Consider the following 24,327-nt stretch of genomic DNA (forward strand, 5'->3'; position numbering starts at 1 on the left):
GACCGTCATGCCGCCGGGCGGGCCGCGCAGATCAGGTAGCCCACGCCGCGGATGGCATGGATCTCGACCTGCGCACCGGCCTTGTCGAGCTTGGAGCGCAGGCGAGACACGTGCGTGTCGAGCGCGTTCGACTGGATGTCGTCCGCATGGCCGTACACGCGGTCCTGCATGGCCTCGCGCAGCACGGTGCGTCCACGATGCTCCAGCAGCGCTTCCAGCACCAGCAGCTCACGGCGCGGCAGGGTGAGGCACTCTTCGCCGACATGGGCCTGCCGCGTGTGATGGTCGAAGCGCAGCTGCCCCAGCGTCATGACGAGGTTCGCACGCACCGCGGGGCGCCGCGCCAGTGCACGCACGCGCGCCATGAGCTCGTCCATGGAGAAGGGCTTGGCGAGATAGTCGTCCGCGCCGCCGTCGAGGCTCAGCACGCGTTCCGCCACGTCGGTCATGGCTGTGAGTACCAGCACGGCGGCGGGAATGCCGTTCTGGCGCAGGAACGCCACCAGCGAGAGGCCGTCACCGTCGGGCAGGCCACGGTCGAGCACGATCACGTCGTGCTGCGCCGACAGCGCCGCGTCTTCGGCTTCGCGCAGCGAGCCCGCCACGTCGACCACCGCCTGGTTCTGCCGCAGCGCCGAGGCCAGGGCTTGAGCCAGATCGACTTCGTCTTCGACGAGCAGGATTCGCATGGGAGTACGTAGAAAAGGGAGACCAGTGAAAGGCCTGGCAGAGGCCAGGGCCGGCCATTCTAGGAGAGGCCTTTTCTGCAACCGGCGCAATGTTCACGCAATGCAGTTGCATAAGCTGCAACGCCGATGACCCGTCGCGCCGCGCCCTCCTCACCCTTCCCCTCCTCGTGTCCGACACCCTGGTACGGGGCAGTGGGCCGTCGCATCGCCACGCACTGGGTGGCGAAGATGATCGGCACCACGGCGGGCATCACGGGCTTCTTCGTCCTCTACTTCTGGGTGATGCACAACCCGCCGACGCCGCCCACCGTGATGCCGCTCACCGCGCTCGACCACTGGGTGGACGTGAGCGACGAGGCGATGCTCCTGTACGGCTCGCTGTGGTTCTACATCTCGCTGCCGTCCGCCTTCGCCAAGGACTGGGCCGAGTTGCGCGCCTGTGCGCGCGATGCCGCACTGATGGCGGGCATGGGCCTGGTGGTCTTCTGGTTCTTTCCGACGACGGTGCCGGCATTCGCGGTCGACTGGGCTCAATACCCGTCGCTGATGTTCCTCAAGAACGCCGACGCGGGCGGCAATGCCTTCCCGTCGTTGCACGTGGCCTTCGCCGTGTTCACCGCGGTACTGCTGCAGCGTCAGCTTCGCGAGGTGCGCGCGCCGGCCTGGGTGCGCGTGCTCAATGTGCTGTGGGCCCTGGGAATCGTCTATTCGACACTGGCGACGCGCCAGCATGTGCTGCTCGACGTGCTCGGCGGCACGCTGCTGGCGGCCGTCGTGAGCCGGGCAGGCACCGCGCGCGCCCGGCTGGCATGGAACGAGGCCTGAGCCATTACCAGAAGATCCAGAGCGCCAGGCCGCCGAAGATGGCCCACTTCACGAGGTAGTACACGCGCTTGTCCCAGGCCTTCAGGCGCTTGCCGACCACGCGGATCTGGTAGATGTACTTGAACGCGCGGTTGATGCCGCCGGTCTTGTCGCCGGCATCGTTGGGCGATGCGGCCGCGGCCAGGAGGTTCTTCGCGAACCAGCGGTTCACCGCGCTGGCCCAGCGGTACTTCAGCGGGCGCTCGATGTCGCAGAACAGGATCACGCGGTCGTGGTCGGTCGTGTTCTCGGCGTAGTGGATGTAGGTCTCGTCGAACACCACCGCCTCGCCGTCGCGCCAGTGGTAGCGCTGGCCGTCCACGTCGATGTAGCAGCCCTCGACGCCCGGCGTCCACAGGCCCAGGTGGTAGCGCAGCGAACCGGCGAAGGGATCGCGGTGGCGCACGAGGCGGCTGCCCGGCGGCAGCTCGGCGAACATGGCGGCCTTGATGGTGCCGATGCCCTTCAGCAGCTCGGTGGTGCGCGGGCACAGCACGGCGGCCGAGGGGTGCGCATCGTCGTACCACTTCAGGTAGAAGCGCTTCCAGCCGCTCTTGAAGAAGGAGTTGAAGCCCACGTCGTTGAACTGGCTCGACGCCTTGATGCTGCCGCCGTTGCGCATGGCCAGCGCTTCCTCGCGGATCACTTCCCAGTTTTCCTCGAGCACGCGCATCTCGGGGAACTCGGCAGGCGACAGGTAGGGCGTACCCGGCACCTTCGAGAAAAGGTACATGAAGACGTTCAGCGGCGCCAGGAAGGTCGAGTGATCAGAGAGCTGCCTGAAGAAACGATGCCGTACCTGGCCGCGGAAATGAACGTAGAGCGCGCTGAGCGCGAAGATGGCAAGAATGACCCACTTCATGGGAAAGTGTCCTGTAAACAGCGCCGGGTAGTGTAATTCCTCGCCCCAATTCGGGGCTGACCACGCCCTTTATGCCCTTCGGCCCCTTTCGGTCATGCACCGGGGAAGGTTTCAGCTGCACAGCATGGGTTGCGGCGCATCGGCGGTAGCCAGCGGCAGGCGCACGGTAGCCAGCAGGCCGCCGCTCGCGGTTTCGCCCAGCGCCACCTCGCCGCCGTGCCGGTCGACCACCGACTTGACGATGGCCAGCCCCAGCCCGCTGCCGCTCTGGCTCTGGTCGGGGTTGCGGAAGAAACGGTCGAACACCCGCTCGCGCAGCGCGGCCGGCACGCCGGGGCCCTGGTCCGCCACCGTCAGCAGGGCCTGCTCGCCATCGCGCGACACATGCACGACCACCGTACCGTCGGGCGGGCTGTACTTGATGGCGTTGTTGATGAGGTTGTCGATCATCGAAACCAGGCTTTCGCGCTCGCCGAGCACCGGCACGCGGTCTTCGCAGACCAGCTCGAGCTCGATGTTGCGCGAGCTGGCCAGGCTCTCGATCATGGCCAGCCGGTCCTGCACCAGCGCGTCGAGCGACAGCATCACGGGCAGGGTGTTGTCCGAGACCGCGTCGCTGCGCATCAGCTGCAGCAGCTGCCCCACCAGGCGCGCCGCGCGGTCGTTGCTGCGCAGCAGGTTGCCCATGAGCTCGCGCTGGTGCTCGTCGGTGCTCTGCTCCTTCAGTGCCTCCACGTTCACGCGCATCGCGGCCAGCGGCGTCCGCAGCTCGTGCGCGGCGTCTGCGATCAGGCTGCGCTCGCGCGATGTGCTGTCGCGCACCCGCTGCAGCAGGCTGTTGATGCTCTGCACCAGCGGCTGCAGTTCCTTGTGCGGTGGGGTGTACGACAGCGGCGTGAGGTCGGCCGGCCCGCGCTCGGCGGTCTCCTGGCTCACGCGGCGCCAGGGCCGCAGCGCGAGGCGCACCGAAAGCCACGCGGGAAACACCAGGAAAGGCAGGCTGATGACCAGCGGCAGCAGGTAGTAGCCGCGATACATCACGGTGACGGTGAGCCGCCAGACGCTGGGCTCCGCCAGCATCACGCGGATGTCGGAGTCGGGCGAGGCGATCGTGCGCGCGCGCCATTCGCGGTTGCCCGCCTTCACGGTCTCGATGAGGTTCGGCGCGGTGTTGAGGATGACGGGCACGGCCGCCGTCGAGCGGTAGACCAGCCTGTCGCCCTGCCACACCTGCATGACTGGCGAGGTGTCGGAGGCCGCGTCGCCGTCGCCGATGGTTTCGAGCAGCGCGGCGTCGAAGGCGGCGAGCGTCTCCTGCTGCTTGTCGGGCCGGTCGGCGGTGTTCTTCGCGATGGAAATCACCGTCTGGAAGATCTTCTCGAACTTCAGCAGCTCGGGGTCTTCGTAGGAGTCGTACAGCAGAAGCGCGATGGCCATGGTCCACAGCAGGGCGACCACGCCCATCTGCGCAAGCAGCAGGCGCCGCATCAGGGAAGGTTGTTTCCAGTTCTTCCAGCGCTGCGCCAGCGCCTGAATCATTTCTGCGTGCTCCGCGCCAGCGATTGCACGTCGATCACGTAGCCGATGCCACGCACCGTGCGGATGTAGCCCTGGCCGATCTTCTTGCGCAGGTTGGAGATGTGCACCTCGAGCGAATTGCTGCCGTTGGCCTGGCCACCGGGCAGCACCTGCTCTTCCATCACGCGGCGCGTGACCACGCGGCCGGTGCGCTTGAGCAAGAGCGCCAGCAGGTCGAACTCGCAGCGCGAGAGCTCGACCGGCTCCCCATCGACGATCACGCCGCGCGTGGGCTCGTGCAGCGCCAGGCCGCGCATGCGGATGGTCTCGTCGTTGAAGCCGTAGCTGCGGCGCGCGAGCGCACGAACGCGCGACAGCAGCTCGGCCAGCGCGAAGGGCTTGACCAGGTAGTCGTCGGCACCGTCGTCCAGGCTGCGCAGCCGGTCGTTGAGCGCGTCGCGCGCGCTGAGCACCAGCACCGGCAATATCTGGCGGTCGCGGCGCAGGCGGAACAGCAGGTCGAGCCCGTCGCCATCGGGCAGGCCGAGATCGAGCAGCACCATGTCGAAGGTACCGCCATCGAGCGTGCGCAGGGCGTCGTCGAGCCTGCGGACCCACACCACATCCATGCCTTGATTGGCCAGCGCTATGCGCACGCCATTGCCGAGGTCAAGGTCGTCCTCAACAAGCAAGAGATTCATGAGCCTCCACGTGAACTGAACACTCCGTTTCCGGAATGTGGCGGAAGTATCTGCCAAGCGCCAAAGCGGTACTTCAGGAAATCTTCATGAATGCCGAAGCAGACCTTCAGGTGCGGTCGGGACACTGGAGCCATTCCCTGCACACGGAAACGGAACACCCAAGTGAATCGAATGCCCTCCCTGCCGGCACGTACTGCCCGATCGGACCGCTACCGCCCACGGCGCCGGGACATGCTCCATGCCATCGGCCTGACCGGCCTTGCGAGTCTGGCGGCCTGCGGTGGCGGCGGGCATGGTCATGGCGGCGTCGGGGTTGGCGGCGTCGGCACGGGTGGTGGCGGCAAGCCCACGGTCATCGACCGCCGGGTGAAGGTGTCGGCCACACCCGAAGTCTCTCTGCAGGTGCGCGACTGGCAGCCGCCCGGCAGCAGCACCGGACCTGTCATCGTGCTGCTGGCTGGGCTCGGCGGCAATGCGCGCTACTTCGACAGTCTCGCCCTCGCGCTGGCCGCCAGGTCGCGCGTGATCGCGATCAGCCGGCGCGGCTACGGTCTTTCGGACAAGCCGATGCCGGTGAAGACCGCCACGCAGTTCTACGAGGTGGATGCGCTGGTTGCCGACCTGAAGGCAGTGCTGGATGCGCTGGGCGTGCAACGCGTGGTGCTGGGAGGCCACTCGATCGCGGGCAACGAACTCACCCGCTTTGCGGGCCTTTACCCCAACCGGACGCAGGGTCTGATCTATCTCGACACCACCTTCGACTACACCGTCGAAGGCGACAGCGGCGGAGAGAAGATTCCAGAGAACCCGCTGCTCGACGAGCCCAAGCCGACACTGAAAGACGGCCGCTCGCTGCAGGCTGCCATCGCCTTCTTCCGGCGCAACTCGAAGAACTGGTGGCCTCCGCTGGAGGCGAACCTGCGCGATGCGGTCGACATCCATGGCGACGGCAGCGTGAGCCTCAACACCCCTGATGAAGTGGAGACCGCCATGCACGCTGCTTCCCGTTCCTATTCGCCCGACTACAAGGCCGTACGTGCGCCGTCGCTTGTCGTGACTGCCCTGCCCTCCGACAACCGCGACATGTTTCCATGGCTGGAATTGCCGCTGGATGCGAAGACGCAGAAAGACGCTGCCGACTACCTGCGCATCTTTCGCCGCGCGTCCATCACGAATTCGAACCAGCTAGTGGCGGCGCTCGACACGCCGAATCGCCTGACCCTGGACCACGCCAACCATGGCGACTTCATCATGGAGCGCGAAGCCGAAGTGCTGCGCGCGATCCAGTTCATGACATGGGCCTGAGCTATGCCGACACGCCCTTCGCGCGCAGCAGCTTGATCAGCGCCGCGAGCTCCTCGCCGCCGAGGCCGGCCTCGTCCGCCCGCCGGAAGATGCCTGCCGCAAAGGCCGGGAACTCGGTATTGATGCCCGAGTCCTGCGCCGTCTGCAGTATGCGTTGCGTCGCCTCGACCGAGATGCGCATCGGGCTTTGCGAGATCGCGAAGTCGCCCGACTGGATGACGGAGCCTTCGTGCTGAAGAAAGCCGGCGAAGGTCGGCATGATGCCCGCGACGATGCGGCCGTACTCGGCCACGTCGAAGCCTTCGTGCTCGGCAATGCGCGCGCCATGGATGAAGCCGAGCATCGTGCCGTAGATGGTGGAAAGCGTGGCGAGGTCCATGGCGGCCGCCGCGCTCGCGGCCTCGCCGAGGTAGACGATGCCGCCGGCCAGCGCCTCCAGCCATGGCCGCGCATCGTCGTACGCGGGGCGCGCGCCCGATACCAGCAACGGCGTGTCGGGCCGGCCCATCTGGTCGGGCGCGGCCTGGATGGCGCCTTCGACGTACGCGGCGCCGTGCTTGTGCGCCCATGCATGGGCATCTCGCGCGTCCTGCGGGCTGCCGGTGGTCAGCTGCACAAGCAGGCGGCCGTCCATGGCGGCGGCCACGCCGCCCATCGCGAGGATGGCCTCGGCGGCGCGGTAGTCGTAGACGCACATCACGACCACACGCGCAGCGCGCACGGCCTCGCTCGCGCTGCGCGCCAGCACCGCGCCCTTGGCGACCAGCGCGCCGGCCTTGTCGGCGCTTCGGTTCCACACCGTGACCTTGTAGCCCTGGTCCAGGTAGATCTGCGCGATGGCTGCGCCCATGGCGCCCAGGCCTAGGACGCTGACTTCCTTGATGCCGCTGCTCTTGCTGCTCATGACGATTCGCTTGATGGCTGTGAAGATGGACGCATCGTAGAAATTGAGCTCCGATATGGTCAAGTACCTACAATTAAGTGAGGTACTTACCAAAATGTATGTATTACCTACTGATGGGGATGAAGATGAAATCCAGGAAACCCTACAACTGCGGCATCGGCCCGGCCTTCGACGTCATCGGCGGCAAGTGGAAGGCGGTGATCCTGTGGGAGCTGCATGTGCAGCCCCTGCGCTTCGGCGAGCTGAAGCGGGCGCTGCCGGACATCAGCGAGAAGATGCTGATCCAGCAGCTGCGCGAGATGGAAACCGACGGCATCGTCCACCGCGAGGTATTTCACGAAGTGCCGCCGCGCGTGGAGTACTCGGAAACGAAGCTTGGCGCCACGCTCAATGCCGCGCTCGCGCCGCTGGCCGACTGGGGCGACCGCTATGCCAGGCGCGTGGAAGCCGCGCGCACGCGGGCCGAGGCCGCGAAGTGACGACGACACGGGCGAAGACCGCGGCCGCGCTGCTCTTGCTGTGCGCCGCCCTGCATGCTTCGCCGGGCATGGCGCAGACGGCGTGCACACCCTCGCCCTCCTGGGCCGGCCCACCGATGCGCTCCGCGCCCGAGGCGGTCTGGCAGAAGGACTTCAAGCGCTCCATCGACGGCGAACTGCCCGCCCCGCTTCGGAAGGCGCTCGGCGACGCGCTCGACAAGATGCTGCAGCACGTGCCCGCCGCCAGCGTTGCTGTCGCGATTCCCGGTGAAGGCACCTGGTCCGCCACGCGCGGGCTCGCTCGCAAGGAGCCGCCGCAGCCCGTGGTGCCCGACCAGCCCTTCCAGGTCGCGAGCACCGCCAAGACGCTGACGGCCGCTGTCGTGCTTCAGTTGGTCGAAGAAGGAAAGCTGAAGCTCGACGACACCATCGACAAATGGTTTCCCGACGCGCCGAACGCCAAGCTCACCACCGTCGAGCAGCTGCTGCGTCACACCAGCGGCCTCGTGAGCTTCAACGCGCTGCCCTCGCTGGGCACGGCCTACCGCACGCCGGCCGAAGTCATCGCGCTCGGTACCTCACAGAAGCCGCAGTTTTGTCCCGGCGCGAAATGGAGCTACACCAACACCGGCTATGCGATGCTGGGCGTGATCGTCGAGAAGGTGGACGGTGCGCCGTTCGCGGACGTGCTGTCCAGGCGTCTCATCAGGCCGCTGGCACTGAGCCACACGGTCATGCGCAAGCCAGGCGTCGAACTGCCTGTCGCCACCGGTCACGCGGCAGGTCGGCCGGTCGATGCACCCGACCAGTACGCCACGCCCTACGCCGCCGGCGCGCTGGCATCGACGGCCGGCGACCTCGCGGTGTTCTGGCACGCCCTGCTCGCGGGCAAGGTGCTGCCCGGCCAGTCGGTGCATCGCATGTTCACCGGCATGCCCGCGATGATCGGGCCCTACGCGGGCAGCAACTCGTTTTACGGCATGGGCGTGCAGTTCTACGACGTGCCCGACGGCCCCGGCCTGATGCTCGGCCACAGCGGCGGCATCGAAGGCTTCACGAGCATCGTGGCCTATGTGCCGGCCGACGACGTGTACATCGCCGTCGCGTTCAACGAGAAGAAGGTGCCGGCGGAGGCCGGCCTGTGGGCGTTGCTGCGCGCGGTGCGCACCTATCGCGCGCTGCAGTGACCGGAAGGAGCGGGTTCAGTCAGCCCAGCCGGTCTCGATCTCGGTCTTCACCTCGGTCATGAGCTTGTGCACCGGGCACTTGCCGGCCACGCGCAGCAGCTCGTCGCGCTGCGCCTCGCTCAGGTTGCCGCTCAGGCGCAGACCCGACTTGAGGCGGTAGACGCCCTTGCGCTCCTCGCTGTCGTCGCGATCGACCACCACTTCGATGTCTTCCACCGGAATGCCCTTGCGGCGCGCGTAGATCAGCACGGTGAGCGCCTTGCAGGCCGCAAGCGATGCGTCGTACAGGTCGTGCGGCTCCGGGCCGGCGTCGCTGCCGCCGCCTGTAGGAGAAGCATCGACTGGGATCTCGTGGTTGCGGATCTTCAGGATGTGGCGCGTGCCGGTGATGCCGTCGCGGCGGATCGAGATGCTCATGGGTGTGTCCTTGGGGAGTGTGTTGGGGTAAGGGGAGAAAGCGTCTTCACGTACAGGATGGTCGTGAAACCGCTGTGCCATTCGAGATCGGGGTAACGGTCGGCTTCGCGGTAGCCGAGCGCGATATAGAAGCCCTGGCTCTGCGTGTTGAAGGTGTCGGTCTCCAGGCGCGCCAGCGCCACGCCTTCGGTGCGCATGCCGTCCTCGGCGAAGGCCATCAGGGCCCGGGCGATGCCCTTGCGCTGGTGTGCGGCCGGCACGTGCAGGGCATGCACGAAATCGTGCTCCCAGTGCACCATGCCGACCACCTCGCCGTCGATTTCGGCCACGAAGAATTCGGGGCCCTTCTCGTCGAGGTAGCCCAGGGGCGCGCCGCTGTCGCGGTAGGCCTTCGCGGCCTCGGGTGTGAGCTGCGGCAGCCAGGTACCGGCGAAGGTGTCGTCGAGGATGGCCTTCACCGCGTCGAAGTCGTCGAGGCGCCATGGCCGGATGGTGACGTCCGGTACGTCGTTGTTCGTGCTCATTGGTTCGGCGATTCAGCGGTTATCAGCGGTCCACGGCCAGCATCAGCGTTTCCTTGATTTCCTCCATCACCACGTAGCTGTGCGACTCTGCAGCCACCGGCAGCTTCTTGAGGATGTCGCCCAGCAGGTGCCGGTATTCGCTCATGCCGCTCAGCCGCGCCTTCACGAGGTAGTCGAAGCTGCCCGACACCAGGTGGCATTCGAGCACCTCGGGCATGTGCAGCAGCTCCTTGCGGACCTTGTCGAACACGTCGCCCGACTTGGCCGAGAGCTTGATTTCCACGAACACAAGCAGCGTGCGGCCCAGCGCCTCGGGCGACACGTGGGCGTGATAGCCGGTGATGACGCCGTCGCGCTCCATGCGCTTCACGCGCTCGGCGCAGGGCGAGGCCGACAGGCCGATGCGCTCGGCCAGTTCGGTCATCGACATGCGCCCCTGGCGCTGCAGGACGTCGAGGATCTTGCGGTCTATGCGGTCGAGTTCGGGCATTTCACTCCGGGGGCGGCCTTGGAAGATTTGCGGCAGTGTATTCCACTGCCGAATCGAATAAATCAGTGAAATCCACTGCCTTGAGGATTTTAGATTCCATTCATTCCATTTGAATCGGCGAATACACCATGAAAGTCATCGTTCTCGGCGGCGGCGTGATCGGCACCACCACGGCCTACTACCTCGCCCGCTCGGGCGCCGAAGTCACCCTGCTCGACCGGCAGGCCGGCCCCGCCGAGGAAACCAGCTTCGGCAACGCCGGCCAGGTGTCTCCCGGCTACTCCACGCCGTGGGCCGCGCCGGGCATTCCGCTGAAGGCGATCAAGTGGATGTTCAAGAAGCACGCGCCGCTGTCGATCCGCCCCGACGGCACGCTGTTCCAGCTGCGCTGGATGGCCGCCATGCTGCGCAACTGCTCGCCCGAGGCCTACGCGGTGAACAAGGAGCGCATGATGCGCGTGGCCGAATACAGCCGCGGCTGCCTGCAGCAGCTGCGCGCCGACACCGGCCTGCAGTACGAGCAGCGCACCGGCGGCACACTGCAACTCTTCCGCACGCAGGCCCAGCTCGACGCGGTGCAGCGCGACATCGCGGTGCTCGAGGAATGCGGCGTTCCCTATGAACTGCTCGACCGCGACGCGCTCGCCCGTGTCGAGCCCGCGCTGGCCGGTGCGCGCGACCGGCTCACCGGCGGCCTGCGGCTGCCCAACGACGAAACCGGCGACTGCCACCTCTTCACCCGCGGCCTTGCCGAGATCGCACGCGGCCTGGGCGTGGACTTCCGCTTCGGCCAGACCATCGCCGCGCTCGAGACCGACGGCGGCCGCATCACCGGCGTGCGCACCACCGCCGGCAAGATCCTCACGGCCGACCGCTACGTGATGGCCTTCGGCAGCTACTCGCGCGCCGCCATCGCCTCGCTGGGCCTGGACATTCCGGTGTACCCGGTCAAGGGCTACTCGCTCACGGTGCCGCTGCTCGACGAATCGCTCGCGCCACAGTCGACGGTGCTCGACGAGACCTACAAGGTGGCCGTCACGCGCTTCGACAACCGCATCCGCGTGGGCGGCATGGCCGAGCTCGGCGGCTTCGACCTGCGCCTGAACCCGGCCCGCCGCGCCACGCTCGAAAAGGTCGTTACCGACCTGTTCCCCGGCGGCGACGTGCCGAACGCCACCTTCTGGACCGGCCTGCGCCCGATGACGCCCGACAGCACGCCCATCGTCGGCGGCACGCGCTACGCGAACCTGTTCCTCAACACCGGCCACGGCACCCTGGGCTGGACGATGGCCTGCGGCTCGGGCAAGCTCATCTCCGACATGGTGATGGGCCAGCGCCCCGAGATCCGCACCGATGGCCTGGCGATGGACCGCTACGAATCGGGCTCGTCGCGCGTCCAGCAACCGCGCCCTGCTTCAGTCACTGCCTGAGGAGGCGGGGCCAGAACGCAGAAGTCGCGAAAACCACGCAGAAATCGCAGAAGGAAAAGCACTAATTCTTTTGATCCCTTCTGCGACTTCTGCGTAACTTTTGTCTTTCTTCTGCGTTCGGATCCCGAATTCAAGCAGCCTTCGCAATGGGAATCACGGCGTTCTCGTCCATCCCGCGATAGACCTCCGCTTCCCCATGCTTCGCAAGCAGCTGCATCAGGTGCTTGCGGATCAGCATCCCGGGCCGGTCCGACTCCATCGAATACTCCACGCCGCGCCGGCGCGTGTCGACCAGCGCGTCGGGATTGGTCGATTCGAGGATGTCCTTGTCCTCGCGCGTGATCACCTCGTCGAAGTCGATCAGCATCTGCGCGGTGCAATCGGCCTCCGTGTCGTTGCGGAACAGCCACTGGCACAGCTGCATGCGGCCGTCGTCGATGGGCGTGAAGCAGTTGATGATGATGTGGCGCACGCCGCTGGGGTACTCGATGTCGAGCCGGCGCGAGAACGGCAGGAAGTACGCGTTGCGCATGTGGCGCGTGGTAATGGGGTCGGTCACGCCGCTGATCGCGTGGAACTTCACCGGGTTGGTCGCGTCGATGATCGTCTCGGCGTAGAAGCCCGAGTCGTTCTCCACCAGCTCGTACTTGCTCGGCTTCGGGCTCGCGGCCACGCCGAAGGTGGCGCGGTGCACGAAGCTGAAGTGCGAGTTGTCGAAGGAGTTCTCCAGCGCGCGCATCGGGCTGGTCTGCCACTCCTCGTAGAACTGGAAGATGGTGCGGTAGCCCGGGTCGTCGAACTCCGCAATGGCGGGGATGTCGGCGATGGGCTCCTCCAGTGCCACCCATGCGTAGCCGTAGCGCGCGGTGCAGCGGTAGGCGGTGGTGCGGTACTCGGGCGAGATCCTGCGGTCGGCCTCGTACTGCGGAATGCGGATGACCTGGCCGCTGCGGTCGTAAGTCCAGCCGTGGTAGCCGCACTGGATCGCGCCGGTGCCGCAGGCCTGGCCTTCGCCGTCCACGCACCAGCCCTTGGATAGCTTCGCGGTGCGGTGGCAGCAGCGGTCGCGCAAGGCGGCGGGCTGGCCGTCGGCATCGATGAAGAGGACGATGTCTTCGCCCAGCAGCCTGAAGGGCTTCGGGCCGTTGGCCAGTTCGGTGAGCGGCATGACGGCATGCCAGAACTTGCGGAAGACGGGTTGACGGGTGACGAGCATGCGCGGACTCCTTCTGTGGTCGTGTGGGGACGAACTGAAAGAGCAATTTCCTGCCTGGACCCGGCGATGCCGGCGGCTGAACGCTTCTACTCTGCGCAGGCTGCCTTGCAAGTTGCGCGCCCGGATTGTGCGCGCGGCCGGCCACGCCTCCAAGCCCCAGGCCCAATCCCGAGCAAAAGCCCTTGGCATGCCTCGTGCATCACCGCCCGCAAGAGTAGAAGCGTTCAGCAGCGCACGCACCACGACTGTGCGCCCGCCCGGAAATTGCTCTTGAAACGCCCGCCGCCTTTCTTCCTTCACCGGGAAAGGGCGACCGGATTCAAGACACGAAGCTTCCGAGGCCCACATGCAACGTCGATCCTTCCTCGCGGCCACTACCGCAACCATCGCAGCCATCGCCGCCCCCGCCGTGCTTGCGCAGAACGGCAAGCTCACCCCGCTCAAGTTCACGCTCGACTTCCGCATCAACGGGCAGACCGCGCCCTTCTTCCTCGCGCTGGCCAAGGGCTACTACAAGGACGAAGGGCTGGACGTGAGCATCGACACCGGCGCCGGTTCGGTCGCCTCCATCACGCGCATCGCGAGCGGCGTCTACCAGCTGGGGCTGGGCGACATCAGCTCGCTGGTCGAGTTCAACGCGCAGAACCCCGGCACGCCGATGGTGCAGGCCGTCTACCAGTACTACAACCGCGCACCGTTCGCGATCATCGGCCGCAAGGACCGCGGCGTGACCGGCGACTTCAGGAGCCTCGCGGGCAAGAAGGTCGCGGCCGCCGCCGTCGAATCGACACGCCGCGCATGGCCGCTGGTGGCACGCAAGCAGGGCATGCGCGCCGACGCCTTCCAGTGGCAGACCACGGACTTCAGCGCGCGCGACAACGTGATGGTGCGCGGCGACGTCGATGCCGCCACCTACTTCCACGACTCGGCCGTCTCGCTCTTCGCGCGCATGAAGCCCGAGGAACTCTCGGTGCTCAAGTACGCCGACGCGGGCGTGAACCTGTATGGCAACGCCATCCTCGCGGGCAGCAACCTCATCGCGCAGAACCCGAAGGTGGTGGCCGCCTTCCTGCGCGCGAGCAATCGCGCCATCGTCGAGACCTTCGCCAACCCGGCGCCCAGCATCGCCGCGATGCGGCAGCGCGAGCCCATCCTCGATGAGAAAATCGAACTCGAGCGCTGGGGCATCACCGCGCAGTACGTCGGCGCACCCGACACGCAGGGCCATGGCCTCGGCGACATCAGGAAGCTCACGCTGGAACAGCAGGTCGACGAGGTGGCCGACGTCTTCGGCCTGAAGGTCAAGCCCGCGTCCGACGCCATCTTCAACACTTCGATGCTCCCATCGCGCAGCGAACGCACTCTTCCGAAATCCTCCAAGGCATGAACGATTCCATCGACAGCAACAGCATCGGCACCTTCTATCCGCCAGAGACCGCCCTCGACGAACGCGACGGCCGCTACCTGCGCAAGGCCATCGTGTGGTCGCACGCGGCGCGCCGCAGGGGCAACCGGCCCTTCGGTTGCGTGATCGTCTCGGCCGCCGGCGAAGTGCTCTCCGAGGCCGGCAACAGCAACACCGAGACCGGCGACTGCACCGCCCACGCCGAGGTAAACGCACTGCGCGCGCTGGCCGGGCGCGGGCTCTCTCGCGAGGAACTGGCCGGCGCCACGCTCTACGCCTCGGGCGAGCCCTGCGTGATGTGCGCGGGCGCGATCTTCTGGTCGAACATCGGCCGCGTGGTGTTCGGCATCGACGCCGAGCGGCTGCGCGTGTTCCGCGGCGAGCGGCAGGACCAGCGCGATGCGGAGCTGTCGTGCCGCGATGTGTTCCGCGCCTCGCCGCATCCCATCGAGTGCATAGGCCCCGCTCTCATTGATGAAGCCAGCGCCGCCCACGACGGCGCCTGGAAATAGGACTCGCCCCCAGGCTGCGCGCACTTCGTGTCGCTTCGCCAACCCCCTTCCGGGGGCAACACCTGCGGCCCGGCAAAGCCGGTTCCGCGGTGTTCCACGAAAAATCCGCTCGGCTGGCACGCTCTAGACTCTCTCAATGCCCTGGCACGCCCGTCTCCATCTCTCCTACCAGCAGGAATCCGCCCGCACCGTCGCCCGCTTCCGCCATGACGGCCCGCTGCGCATCCTGCAGAGCCTTTATCCCGAGGGCGATGCCGTCTGCCACAACGTGCTGGTGCATCCGCCGGGCGGGCTGGTGGGCGGCGACACGCTCGACATCGACATCGAGGGCGCCGACGGCAGCCACGGACTCATCACCACGCCCGGCGCCTCGCGCTTCTACCGCAGCGAGGGCGAGCTGGCGCTGCAGCGCACCCGCATCCGCCTTGCGGCAGGCGCGCGGCTCGAATGGCTTCCGCTCGAAGCCATCTGCTACAGCGGTTGCCAGGCCGAGAACCGGCTCGGCATCGAGGTCGAGCCCGGCGCCGAGCTGATCGGCTGGGACGTGACCGCGCTGGGCCTGCCCAACGCCGGCCAGCCCTTCGAGCGAGGCACCTATCTGCAGCACATCGAGGTGCCCGGCATCTGGCTGGAGCGCGGACGCATCGACGCGGCCGACCACCGGCTGCTGCAGAGTCCCATCGGCCTGGGCGGCCACCGATGCATGGCGTCGCTCTTCTTCGTGGCGGGATCGCCGGTGGCGCGCGTCCGGCGCGATGCCCTGCTCGCGCATGCGCGCACGCTGCTCGAGGCGAGCCCCCTGGCCGAGAGCGCCGGTGCCACCAGCCCGCATGCCGAGGTGGTGGTGCTGCGCGTGCTGGCGCCCGTGGTCGAGCCTGCGATGCAGCTGCTGCGGCAGGTCTGGCAGGCCTGGCGTGGCGAGCTGTGGCAGTTGCCTGCGGCCACGCCGCGCATCTGGTCGACCTGAAGCGGTTTCTCTACGCGCACCGGCCACCAGGGCCGAATCTGTAGGCGCCGTCTGACGGACAGCCGCCGCGCAAAGGCGCACTCTGCCCCTTTGCCCAGCGGATGACGAGGATCGGCCATGTCCACTGACGACACCCCGGACGCCAGCGCAGACACCAGCACGCAGCTTCACCGCCGCCTGGCGCGGTTCAACGCCGTGCGGCTGAGGCCCGGCATTCCTTCGCCGTGGTGGAAGGACGAGCTCACCGACGAGCACGCCTGCCGCCTGCTGGAAGGCGAGCATCTCGAAGCCCTGCGCGCCACCGTGCAGGCGGCGGCATCGGCTTCCACCGGCAACGCGGCCCACTTCGTCGCCTGGTTCGAGTCGCTGGAGCAGAACGGGCCGGGCCAGCACCATCCGCTCTTCGACTGGCTGGCCGGCGAAGCCACGCTGGCGCAGATGCGATGGTTCCTCACGCAGGAGGCCGCGGGCGAAGCGGGCTTCGAGGACCTGCTGGCCTGCACGCAGGTCAAGCTGCCGCCGCAGCCCAAGCTGGAGTGCGCGCGCAATTTCTGGGACGAGATGGGGCACGGAAAGCAAAGCGCCATGCACGGCCAGATGCTGGAGCAGATGGTGCGCGAACTCGACCTGCATCCGGCCATCGACACCACCGTGTGGGAGTCGCTGGCGCTCGCCAACACAATGGTCGCGCTGGCGACCACGCGGCGCTACGCCTACCACTCCATCGGCGCGCTCGGCGTCATCGAGCTCACGGCCCCGGGGCGCGTGAAGCTGGTGGCCGCCGGCATGCGCCGCCTTGGGCTGAGCGGCCGCGCGCGCGCCTATTTCGACCTGCACGCGGCGCTCGACGTGTCGCACTCGCGCGCATGGCTGCGCGAGGTGATCCGGCCGCTGGTCGAGGCCGATCCGTCCTGCGGGCAGTTCATCGCCGAAGGCGCGCTGATGCGGCTGGCCTGCGGAGAGCGCTGCTTCGAGCGCTACAGCACCGAACTGCGAGTGGCCGAGGAGCTGGCCGCATGATGAACGCGGCCGATGTGCTGCGGCAGGTGGCTGGCACGGGCTATCGCTTCACCACCGTCACGCCGCTCACCCACCAGCGCGTGCTCGCCCGGCGCGGGCGCGAGCCAGGCGCCACGCTGCGCGACATCTTCGGCTGGAACCTGTCGTTCGAGCCCCGCGCGGTGCCGCCGGAACTGCTGGCCGCCATGGAGCATGCCGGCATCGTGCGTCGCACCGGATCGCTGCTGCGCAGCACGGTGCGTATCGCCAGCCTGGGGGACGACCTGTTCCTTCACTCGGCCTACCCCACGGTCGAGGAGAACGCCGTGTTCTTCGGCCCCGACACCAGCCGCTTCGCGCGCTTCATCCGGCATGCGCTGGACCGGCATCAGGCGCAACGCAAGCCGCTGCGCGTGCTCGACGTGGGCTGCGGCAGCGGCGCGGGCGGCATCGCGGTGGCGCGAGCGATGGCCGCCACGGGCACGCCCGCAACGGTCGTGATGAACGACATCAACCCGCTCGCGCTGCAGTACACGGCCGTCAACGCGGAAGTGGCCGGCGTCGAGGTCGCGCTCGCGCAGGGCGATGCGCTCGCGGCCGTCGAGGGCGACTTCGACCTCATCGTGTCGAACCCGCCCTACCTCGACGACGCCGCCCAGCGCGCCTACCGCCACGGCGGCGCGCGGCTCGGGCGGGCACTGAGCGCGCGCATCGCGGCCGAGTCGCTGAAGCGGCTGGCACCGGGCGGGCAGCTGCTGCTCTACACCGGCGTGGCGATGGTCGACGGCGAAGACCCCTTCCTCGCCGAGATACAGCCGCTGCTGGCGGCGCCCGCCTTCGAATGGTCGTACGCCGAGATCGACCCCGACGTGTTCGGGGAGGAGCTGGAACGGCCGGTGTACGCGCACATCGACCGCATCGCCGCCGTGGGCCTTGTCGCCACGCGCAGGCCGGAGGCCGGGTGATGGCCGCGGAACTGGAGCTTGGCGGCGCCGAAGCCTCGCGGCTGGCCGTGGTGCGCGAATGCAGCGTGCTGGAGCGCATGCCCAAGTGGCTCATCTGCGTGCCGCTGGTGGTGCAGTGGCTGTGGCTCTCGCTGCGCCATGGCGGCGCCACCGTGCCCTGCGCGGCGAATCCGCACATCACTTCGGGCGGCATGGCGGGCGAAGGCAAGCTCGAATACTTCCGGGGCATGGGGCCGCTGGCGCGCTCGGTCACGGCCGACTACTGCGCGGTGTTCAACGACGGCACGGCGACGGAGGAATCGCTGCGGCAAACCATCGCCGCGGAGGGCCTTTGCTTCCCGCTGGTCGCCAAGCCCGACCTCGGCCTGTGCGGCTACGGCGTGCGCCTGCTGCCGGACATGGCTGCCCTGCTGGCGTACCTGGCGGTCTTTCCTCATGGCGAGACGGTCGTGCTGCAGCGCTACCTGCCACAGGAAGGCGAGGCCGGCATCTTCTACGCGCGCGATCCGGTCACCGGCGAAGGCCGCATCGTCGGGCTGGCGCTGCGCTACTTTCCTCGCGTGACGGGCGACGGCCGCAGCACGGTGGCCCAGCTTGTCGCGGCCGACGTGCGGGCGCGCCGCATCGCGCGCTCGCCGCGCCACGAATGCAGCGTACCGTTCGGCAGCGTGCCGGCGGCCGGGCAGCAGGTGCGGCTCGCCACCATAGGCTCCACCCGCGTCGGGGGGCTCTACCGCGACGCCGCGGCGCTCATCACCGCCGAACTGGTGCGCGCCGTCGACGCCGTCGCGCGCGACATGCCCGACTTCCGCTTCGGCCGCTTCGACGTGCGCTACGAGAGCCTGCGCGAACTCGCCGCCGGGCGCGGCTTCACGATCATGGAAGTCAACGGCGCGGGCTCCGAGGCCATCGAGGCCTGGGACCCGGACATCGGCGTGATCCAGGGCTTGCGCATGGTCTTCGCCAAGCAGCGGCTGCTGTTCGCCATTGGCGCGGCGCAGCGCAAGGCCGGCGTGCGGCCCATCGGCCTGCTCGCGCTCGCACGGCTCAACCGGCGGCAGAACCGCCTGGTCGGCCGCTATCCACCCTCCAACTGAGTGGCCACACGCACATGGACATCGCCTCTTCGCAAGCCCGGCCCGACCGTTCGTTCACTTCGCCCGCCGCCATGCCCGCGCTGGAAACCCGCTGGGCCGACTGCGAGGACGATGTGCGCGACGCCCAGCGCCTGCGCTTCCGGGTGTTCGCACTGGAGATGGGCGCGCACCTCACCCCGCCTGAAGGCACCCCGCCCGGCCTCGACGCCGACCGCTTCGACAGCTACTGCGACCACCTGCTGGTGCGCTCGGTCGACCCTGTGAACGGGCCCGGCCCGCTCATCGGCACCTACCGCGTGCTCACGCCGGGCGCGGCACGCAGGGCCGGCGGCTTCTACACCGATACCGAGTTCGACCTCTCCCCGCTCGCCCCGCTGCGCGGCAACGCGCTGGAGCTGGGCCGCTCCTGCGTGGACGCCGACTGGCGCTCGGGCAGCGTCATCATGGCGCTGTGGGCCGCGCTGGGGCAGTACATGGTCGACCACGCGCTCGACACCATGATCGGCTGCGCCAGCATCGGCCTGGACGACCAGGGCGCGAGCGCCGCGCGGCTGTGGCACCGGCTGTGCCGTACCCACCTGGTGGAAGAGCGCTGGCGCGTGGAGCCGCGCATCGCGCTGCCGCTGGACGCCGAGCCCGACAGCGATGCCGACAGCGACACGCCGCCGCCGGCCGCTCCGCCGCTCATCAAGGGCTACCTGCGCTGCGGCGCGCGCCTGCTCGGGCCACCCGCGCTCGACGTCGCCTTCAACACGGCCGACTTGCCGCTGATGCTGCGGGTGGACGACGTGGCACCGCGCTACCGGCAGCATTTCTTCGGCATGGCGAGCTGAATCCGGCCGACGGACAAAGGCGGAAGGAGGCCCAAAGAAGGGCCTGGGCAGCGCTTCGGATACAGTCCCGCACCTACCCGCCTCCAGACCCGACGCCAGAGTGAATCTCCGAAAATCCGCAAACAGCCTGGTTTTCCGTCTGCTCGTCATGGGTCTGGTGATGGCGGTCGTGGGCACCGCCGCCAGCTACATCCAGCTCACCCGCTTCCTGCGCGAGGACCTCACCAGGTCGGTAGCGACGCAGCAGACGGCGCTGGCCACCTACGTGGCCCGCGACGTCGACAACTACCTGGGCGAGCGGCTGTCGTTCCTGGAGCGGCTGGCGGGCGCCGTGCCGCCCGAACTCCTGGCGCAGCCCGGGCAGCTGCGGGCATGGCTCGCCGAACGCAGCACGCTGAGCGCCCTCGTTCCCCTCGGACTGACAGTCGCCGACACCAGCGGCAAGCGGCTCGACGATGCCGGACAGCTGGTCACGGACAGTCCGGAATTCACCGCCGCGCTCGCCGGGCAGCGCGCGGTGGGCCGTCCTCACGCCACGCCCTCGGGGCACTCGGCGCTGCCCATGGCCGTGCCCATGCGCAACGGCGCCGGCCAGGTTGTCGCGGTGCTGCTGGGCACCGCCGACCTCACGGCCGACGGCCTGCTCGACCATCTGCAGGATGGGCGGGTGGGCCAGTCCGGCGGCATTCTCGTGATCTCGCCGCGCGACCGGCTCTTCGTCGCTTCCACGGACGTATCGATGTCCCTCAAGCCCACGCCGCCGGATGGCGTGAACCTGCTGCACGATCGAGCCATGGCGGGCTTTCGCGGCAGCGGGACGACGCGCAACGCCAAGGGCATCGACGAAATCTCCGCCATCGCCTCGGTGCCGACGAGCGGCTGGTTCGTGGTGGCGCGGCTGCCCGTCGCGGAGGCGCTGGCGCCGGTGGGGCGGATGCAGTCCTTCATCCTGGCGCAGCGCGGGCCCGCGGTGTCGGCGGTGCTCATCGTGCTGGGCCTGGTCATGGCCTGGCTGCTTCGCCCGCTGTTCCGCGCCGCCGACCAGGCCGACCGCATGACCCGCGGCGAACTCCCGCTCGCGCCGCTGAAGGTGGTGCGCGACGACGAGATCGGCCACCTCACGCAGGCCTTCAACCGCCTGCTGGCCAAGCTGCTCGACAACCAGGAGGCGCTGGAGCGCCTAGCCCACCACGACACGCTCACCGGCCTGCCCAACCGCAAGCTGCTGGACGACCGGCTGCAGCAGGCGCTGGCCCACGCCGGGCGGCAGGGGCACATGGTGGCGGTGCTGTATCTCGACCTCGACGGCTTCAAGAGCCTCAACGACACCTTCGGCCACGAGGCCGGCGACAGGGCCTTGCAGGAAATCGCGCGCCGGCTGCAGGAGCTGGTGCGGCAGACGGACACGGTGGCCCGCATCGGCGGCGACGAATTCGTGCTGCTCGCCACCGGCCTCAAGGAGCCCGCCGAACAGGGCGCGCTGGCGCTGGCGCAGCGGTGCATCGACGCGATCACCGAGCCGCTGCCGCAGGAGCAGGCCGGCATGGCGATCGGCGTGTCGGTCGGCATCGCGCTGGGCAACGGGAGCGAGGCGCCGCGCGACCTGCTCGCCGCGGCCGACAAGGCCATGTACCGGGCCAAGCAGGGCGGGCGCGGCAGCTATGCGATGACGAGCGCGGCCACCGAGGGTTGATCGAGCTACGCCGGCATGTCCGTGCGCGGCAGCCGCAGCTGCTTCTTCAGCGTCTCGAACACCTGGCGCGTGACCGGGTTCACCACGTGGCTGCGCACGTAGAGGTAGTAGGCCAGGTCGGGCAGCCTCGGCATGCCGTCGCCGGCGCCGAGAACGCGCAGGCCGGCGTCGAGCTGCTCCACGCCGCGCGCAGTCACGCCCAGCCCGGCGCGCAGCGCGGCCTTGATGCCGATCAGGCTCGACGATGTGTAGCGCGGCGTCCAGGCCACGCCCGCGGTGTCGAGCGCCTCGTGGCCGATGCGGCGGAAGATGCTGGGCCCGTCGGCCATGATGAGCGGCACCGGCTTGGCAGGGTCGTGCACGTAGCTTGCGGCGCACAGCCACACGGTGGGCGAGTTGCGCAGCACCACGCCTTCGAACTGCGACTGCGCGTCGGCGCGGTTGGAGATGATCATGTCGACCTCGCCGCTCTTGAGCGAAGTCATCAGGTAGGGGCTGCGGCCGATGTGGATGTCGAGTTGCAGCAGCGGCGATGTGCGCGCCACCTCGGCCAGCAGCAGCGGCAGCATGGTCTCGGCCACGTCGTGCGGCGCGCCGATGCGCAGGTTGCCTTCGAGCTGGCCCTGCCGCAGGCTGCGCAGCGCCTCGTCGTTCAGCGCCAGCATGTGGTGCGCGTAGGTCAGCAGTCTCTCGCCGTGCTCCGTCAGCCGCTTCTGCCGCCCCTGCTTGGCGAAGAGCGGGTGTCCGATCTGCTCCTCCAGCCGCTGCATCTGCTGCGTGATCGCCGACTGCGTGCGCCCCAGGTGCACCGCCGCCGCCGCGAAGCTGTGATGGCTGACGACGGCCGCGAAGGAGCGCAGCAGTTCGAGATCGAGCGTGGGCATGTATTAATTTTATTGAAGTGTTTCCTGCGCCAGCTGGATTGTTGCGTCACGCCCCCGTCACTACAGTGGACGCACATCGAACAGGCAACCCCACTGGAGAAAGACCGAATGAGCAGCACCCCGTCCGAGCAACGCAGCCAGGCCGTCGAGGCGTCCATCGCCACCATGAAGAAGGCCATCGGCGGCGGCGAGCCCACCCGCGAGAAGCTCGGCGTGGTGCTCGATGCGCTGCAGGGCCTGGCCGCGCACACCGAGTACTGGGGCGCCACCGACTTTCCCCCACCCGAGGCCGGCGAGCACCAGGCCCGCTACCTGATCGCCGAAGACGCCGACCAGAGCTACGCGCTCTACCTGAACGTGATGCGCCCGGGCAAGAAGATCGTGCCGCACAACCACACCACCTGGGCCTGCATCGCGGCGGTGGAAGGCACCGAGCACAACCGCGTCTACGAGCGCACCGACGACGGCAGCGTGCCGGGCGTGGGCAAGCTGAAGCAGACCGAGCTGGTGGTCGTCGCGCCGGGCAAGGGCATCGCGCTGATGCCCGAGGACATCCACTCGGTGGAGATCCAGGGCGAGCAGGTCATCCGCCACCTGCACATGTACGGCCGCGCACTCGAAACGCTGAACAGCCGCACTGCCTACGACCTGGAAGCGGGCACGTACCAGACCATGGGCATCGGCGTGCAGACGCGCCGCTAGCCGCTTCTTCTTTCGCCTTTTCTCGTTGTTCATGCGGGCCGCGCGCAGCGGCCTCGCAGGACCTCATTCGTCCCGCCAACCCGCCTCCATGACCCACACCATCGACCCGAAGACCCTCAAATCCTGGCTGCACGACGGCGGCGAGATCGCGCTGCTCGACGTGCGCGAGCACGGCCAGTACGGCGAAGCCCACCTGTTCTACGGCATTCCCCTGCCCTTCAGCCGGCTGGAGATCGACGCGCCGCGCCTCGTGCCGCGACGCGGCGTGCGCACGGTGGTCTACGACGAGGGCGACGGCGGCGAGGTCGCCGAGCGCGCCGCGGCACGGCTCGCCGCGCTGGGCTACACCGACGTGCACGTGCTGCAGGGCGGCGCCCGCGCATGGAAGGCCGCGGGCTACGTGCTCTTCGCGGGCGTCAACCTGCCTTCGAAGACCTTCGGCGAACTGGCCGAGGAGGTCTATCACACGCCGCGCGTCAGCGCCGACCAGCTGGCCGACATGCTGGCGCGCAAGGACAAGGTGGTGGTGCTCGACGGCCGCCCCACCAGCGAGTTCCGCAAGATGAACATCCCCGGCGCCACCTGCTGCCCCAACGGCGAGCTCGCCTACCGCGTGCGCCGGCTGGTGCCCGACACCACCACGCCCATCGTCATCAACTGCGCGGGCCGCACGCGCAGCATCATCGGCGCGCAGACGCTCATCAACCTCGGGCTGCCCAACCCGGTGTATGCACTGGAGAACGGCACGCAGGGCTGGTACCTCAACGACCACAAGCTGGAGCACGGCGGCACGCAGCGCTATGCCGACGACAGCGGCAACACCGACCTGCGCCCCGCCGCCAAGGCGCTCGCAGCGCGCTTCGACGTTCCCAGCGTGAACGCGCAGACGGTGCGCCAATGGGCCGACGACGCCAGCCGCAGCCTCTTCCTCTGCGACGTGCGCACGCCGGAGGAATTCGCCGCCGGCACCCTGCCCGGCGCGCAGCACACGCCTGGCGGCCAGCTGATGCAGGCCGGCGACCAGTATTTCGGCGTGCGCGGCGCGCGGCTGGTGCTGTTCGACAGCGACGGCGTTCGCGCGCCCACCATCGCGAGCTGGCTGCGGCAGATGGGGCACGACGCGAGCGTGCTCGAAGGCGGGCTGGCGAGCGGGCTGGCTCTCACGCCGGCTGAGGCGCCTGCCGCACCCGCGCTCGACACCATCGACGCGAAGACGCTCGCAGCGCGCATCGAGCGCAACGACGTGGCCGTGATCGACCTGCGCGGCAGCATGCAGTTTCGCGCCGGCCACATCGCGCAGGCGCGCTGGTCGATCCGCCCGCGCCTCGCCGCCGACCTCAAAGGCGAGCCCCGCCAGCTCGTGCTGGTTGCCGACGACGCGGCGCTCGCCGCATGGGCAGCCTCCTGCGAGCTCACCGGCGTCTCGCCCGCCCCGCTGCTGCTGTCCGGCGGCATGGCCGCCTGGAGCGCCGCAGGCCTGCCCGTGAAGGCCACGCCCGCGCTGCCCGCCGACGCGGACTGCATCGACTACCTGTTCTTCGTGCACGACCGCCACGACGGCAACAAGGAGGCCGCGCGCCGCTACCTCGCCTGGGAGACCGGCCTCGTCGCGCAGCTCGACGCGCAGGAGCGCGCGGCCTTCCGGCTGCCGGGCACCGCATCGCACGCCTGAGCCCTCATCGGT

At 68.5% G+C, this 24,327-nt stretch carries 25 protein-coding genes; 15 read left to right on the forward strand and 10 right to left on the reverse strand.

Annotated features, from left to right (window positions below):
- Positions 1 to 5: 5 nt before the first annotated feature.
- Positions 6 to 689: a response regulator gene (locus tag ABL844_RS24045; protein ID WP_418129237.1), complete on the reverse strand. Its 684-nt coding sequence runs from the start codon at positions 687 to 689 to the stop codon at positions 6 to 8.
- 126 nt (positions 690 to 815) lie between these two features.
- Between ABL844_RS24045 and ABL844_RS24050 the strand changes: the two genes are divergently transcribed.
- The gene (locus tag ABL844_RS24050; RefSeq protein WP_418129238.1) at positions 816 to 1,514 is read left to right on the forward strand and encodes a phosphatase PAP2 family protein; all 699 of its coding nucleotides are present in this window, start codon (positions 816 to 818) and stop codon (positions 1,512 to 1,514) included.
- Positions 1,515 to 1,518: 4 nt separating this feature from the next.
- On the opposite strand, the gene lpxO is transcribed toward ABL844_RS24050, so the two are convergent.
- From lpxO to ABL844_RS24065, 3 genes are all read right to left on the reverse strand, one after another.
- Positions 1,519 to 2,415: a lipid A hydroxylase LpxO gene (gene lpxO / locus ABL844_RS24055; RefSeq protein WP_126023442.1), complete on the reverse strand. Its 897-nt coding sequence runs from the start codon at positions 2,413 to 2,415 to the stop codon at positions 1,519 to 1,521.
- Positions 2,416 to 2,526: 111 nt separating this feature from the next.
- On the reverse strand, positions 2,527 to 3,954 hold the full coding sequence (locus ABL844_RS24060) for a sensor histidine kinase (protein WP_126023441.1): 1,428 nt from the start codon (positions 3,952 to 3,954) through the stop codon (positions 2,527 to 2,529).
- A complete protein-coding gene (locus ABL844_RS24065) occupies positions 3,951 to 4,634 on the reverse strand; it encodes a response regulator (RefSeq protein WP_093197474.1) in 684 nt (227 codons plus the stop codon). Before ABL844_RS24065 ends, ABL844_RS24060 begins: the two co-directional genes overlap by 4 nt.
- A 231-nt stretch (positions 4,635 to 4,865) precedes the next feature.
- Here ABL844_RS24065 and ABL844_RS24070 point away from each other — a divergent pair, with 231 nt between their 5' ends.
- A complete protein-coding gene (locus ABL844_RS24070; protein WP_418129240.1) occupies positions 4,866 to 5,939 on the forward strand; it encodes an alpha/beta fold hydrolase in 1,074 nt (357 codons plus the stop codon).
- Position 5,940: 1 nt separating this feature from the next.
- Here ABL844_RS24070 and ABL844_RS24075 read toward each other — a convergent pair whose 3' ends face one another.
- Entirely contained in the window at positions 5,941 to 6,843 is a 903-nt protein-coding gene (locus tag ABL844_RS24075; protein ID WP_418129242.1) for an NAD(P)-dependent oxidoreductase, read from the reverse strand.
- A 125-nt stretch (positions 6,844 to 6,968) separates the two neighbouring features.
- Between ABL844_RS24075 and ABL844_RS24080 the strand changes: the two genes are divergently transcribed.
- Complete coding sequence (locus ABL844_RS24080) at positions 6,969 to 7,322, forward strand: winged helix-turn-helix transcriptional regulator (RefSeq protein WP_184641175.1); 354 nt, start codon at positions 6,969 to 6,971, stop codon at positions 7,320 to 7,322.
- Entirely contained in the window at positions 7,319 to 8,509 is a 1,191-nt protein-coding gene (locus ABL844_RS24085; RefSeq protein ID WP_418129243.1) for a serine hydrolase domain-containing protein, read from the forward strand. Before ABL844_RS24080 ends, ABL844_RS24085 begins: the two co-directional genes overlap by 4 nt.
- 15 nt (positions 8,510 to 8,524) lie before the next feature.
- On the opposite strand, the gene ABL844_RS24090 is transcribed toward ABL844_RS24085, so the two are convergent.
- The 3 genes from ABL844_RS24090 to ABL844_RS24100 are packed head-to-tail and all read right to left on the reverse strand — an operon-like array spanning position 8,525 to position 9,940.
- Complete coding sequence (locus tag ABL844_RS24090; protein ID WP_184641173.1) at positions 8,525 to 8,926, reverse strand: OsmC family protein; 402 nt, start codon at positions 8,924 to 8,926, stop codon at positions 8,525 to 8,527.
- A complete protein-coding gene (locus tag ABL844_RS24095) occupies positions 8,923 to 9,450 on the reverse strand; it encodes an N-acetyltransferase family protein (protein ID WP_418129244.1) in 528 nt (175 codons plus the stop codon). Before ABL844_RS24095 ends, ABL844_RS24090 begins: the two co-directional genes overlap by 4 nt.
- Positions 9,451 to 9,472: 22 nt before the next feature.
- Entirely contained in the window at positions 9,473 to 9,940 is a 468-nt protein-coding gene (locus ABL844_RS24100) for a winged helix-turn-helix transcriptional regulator (protein WP_126023436.1), read from the reverse strand.
- 128 nt (positions 9,941 to 10,068) lie between these two features.
- On the opposite strand from ABL844_RS24100, the gene ABL844_RS24105 reads away from it, so the two are divergent.
- Positions 10,069 to 11,370 (forward strand): D-amino acid dehydrogenase, encoded by a 1,302-nt coding sequence (locus tag ABL844_RS24105; RefSeq protein ID WP_418129245.1) that lies wholly within the window; start codon positions 10,069 to 10,071, stop codon positions 11,368 to 11,370.
- Between the two features lie 130 nt (positions 11,371 to 11,500).
- Here ABL844_RS24105 and ABL844_RS24110 read toward each other — a convergent pair whose 3' ends face one another.
- A complete protein-coding gene (locus ABL844_RS24110; RefSeq protein ID WP_418129246.1) occupies positions 11,501 to 12,586 on the reverse strand; it encodes a Rieske 2Fe-2S domain-containing protein in 1,086 nt (361 codons plus the stop codon).
- A 346-nt stretch (positions 12,587 to 12,932) separates the two neighbouring features.
- On the opposite strand from ABL844_RS24110, the gene ABL844_RS24115 reads away from it, so the two are divergent.
- The 8 genes from ABL844_RS24115 to ABL844_RS24150 all read left to right on the forward strand — a co-directional run bounded on the left by ABL844_RS24115 (position 12,933) and on the right by ABL844_RS24150 (position 21,057).
- Positions 12,933 to 13,973, forward strand: a complete 1,041-nt coding sequence (locus ABL844_RS24115; RefSeq protein ID WP_418129247.1) for an ABC transporter substrate-binding protein — start codon at positions 12,933 to 12,935, stop codon at positions 13,971 to 13,973.
- Positions 13,970 to 14,503, forward strand: a complete 534-nt coding sequence (locus tag ABL844_RS24120; RefSeq protein ID WP_184641168.1) for a nucleoside deaminase — start codon at positions 13,970 to 13,972, stop codon at positions 14,501 to 14,503. The genes ABL844_RS24115 and ABL844_RS24120 overlap by 4 nt, the downstream gene beginning before the upstream one ends.
- A gap of 136 nt (positions 14,504 to 14,639) precedes the next feature.
- Positions 14,640 to 15,470: an urease accessory protein UreD gene (locus ABL844_RS24125; RefSeq protein WP_418129249.1), complete on the forward strand. Its 831-nt coding sequence runs from the start codon at positions 14,640 to 14,642 to the stop codon at positions 15,468 to 15,470.
- A gap of 117 nt (positions 15,471 to 15,587) precedes the next feature.
- A complete protein-coding gene (locus ABL844_RS24130) occupies positions 15,588 to 16,490 on the forward strand; it encodes an iron-containing redox enzyme family protein (RefSeq protein WP_418129250.1) in 903 nt (300 codons plus the stop codon).
- A complete protein-coding gene (locus ABL844_RS24135) occupies positions 16,487 to 17,434 on the forward strand; it encodes a methyltransferase (RefSeq protein WP_418129251.1) in 948 nt (315 codons plus the stop codon). The genes ABL844_RS24130 and ABL844_RS24135 overlap by 4 nt, the downstream gene beginning before the upstream one ends.
- Positions 17,434 to 18,531 carry a hypothetical protein gene (locus ABL844_RS24140; RefSeq protein WP_418129252.1) on the forward strand — a complete coding sequence of 366 codons (1,098 nt, stop codon included), beginning with the start codon at positions 17,434 to 17,436 and terminating at the stop codon, positions 18,529 to 18,531. Before ABL844_RS24135 ends, ABL844_RS24140 begins: the two co-directional genes overlap by 1 nt.
- Before the next feature lie 14 nt (positions 18,532 to 18,545).
- Entirely contained in the window at positions 18,546 to 19,364 is an 819-nt protein-coding gene (locus ABL844_RS24145; protein WP_184641163.1) for a GNAT family N-acetyltransferase, read from the forward strand.
- A 148-nt stretch (positions 19,365 to 19,512) separates the two neighbouring features.
- Positions 19,513 to 21,057 (forward strand): diguanylate cyclase domain-containing protein, encoded by a 1,545-nt coding sequence (locus ABL844_RS24150; protein WP_418129254.1) that lies wholly within the window; start codon positions 19,513 to 19,515, stop codon positions 21,055 to 21,057.
- 5 nt (positions 21,058 to 21,062) lie between these two features.
- On the opposite strand, the gene ABL844_RS24155 is transcribed toward ABL844_RS24150, so the two are convergent.
- Entirely contained in the window at positions 21,063 to 21,941 is an 879-nt protein-coding gene (locus ABL844_RS24155) for a LysR substrate-binding domain-containing protein (protein WP_126023425.1), read from the reverse strand.
- Between the two features lie 108 nt (positions 21,942 to 22,049).
- On the opposite strand from ABL844_RS24155, the gene ABL844_RS24160 reads away from it, so the two are divergent.
- On the forward strand, positions 22,050 to 22,643 hold the full coding sequence (locus tag ABL844_RS24160; protein WP_418129255.1) for a hypothetical protein: 594 nt from the start codon (positions 22,050 to 22,052) through the stop codon (positions 22,641 to 22,643).
- Between the two features lie 88 nt (positions 22,644 to 22,731).
- Positions 22,732 to 24,315, forward strand: a complete 1,584-nt coding sequence (locus tag ABL844_RS24165; RefSeq protein WP_418129256.1) for a rhodanese-like domain-containing protein — start codon at positions 22,732 to 22,734, stop codon at positions 24,313 to 24,315.
- The last annotated feature ends 12 nt before the right edge of the window (positions 24,316 to 24,327 follow it).

Origin of the sequence: Variovorax sp. 278MFTsu5.1 (assembly GCF_048305045.1) — a bacterium.
Taxonomy (GTDB): Bacteria; Pseudomonadota; Gammaproteobacteria; order Burkholderiales; family Burkholderiaceae_C; genus Variovorax; species Variovorax guangxiensis.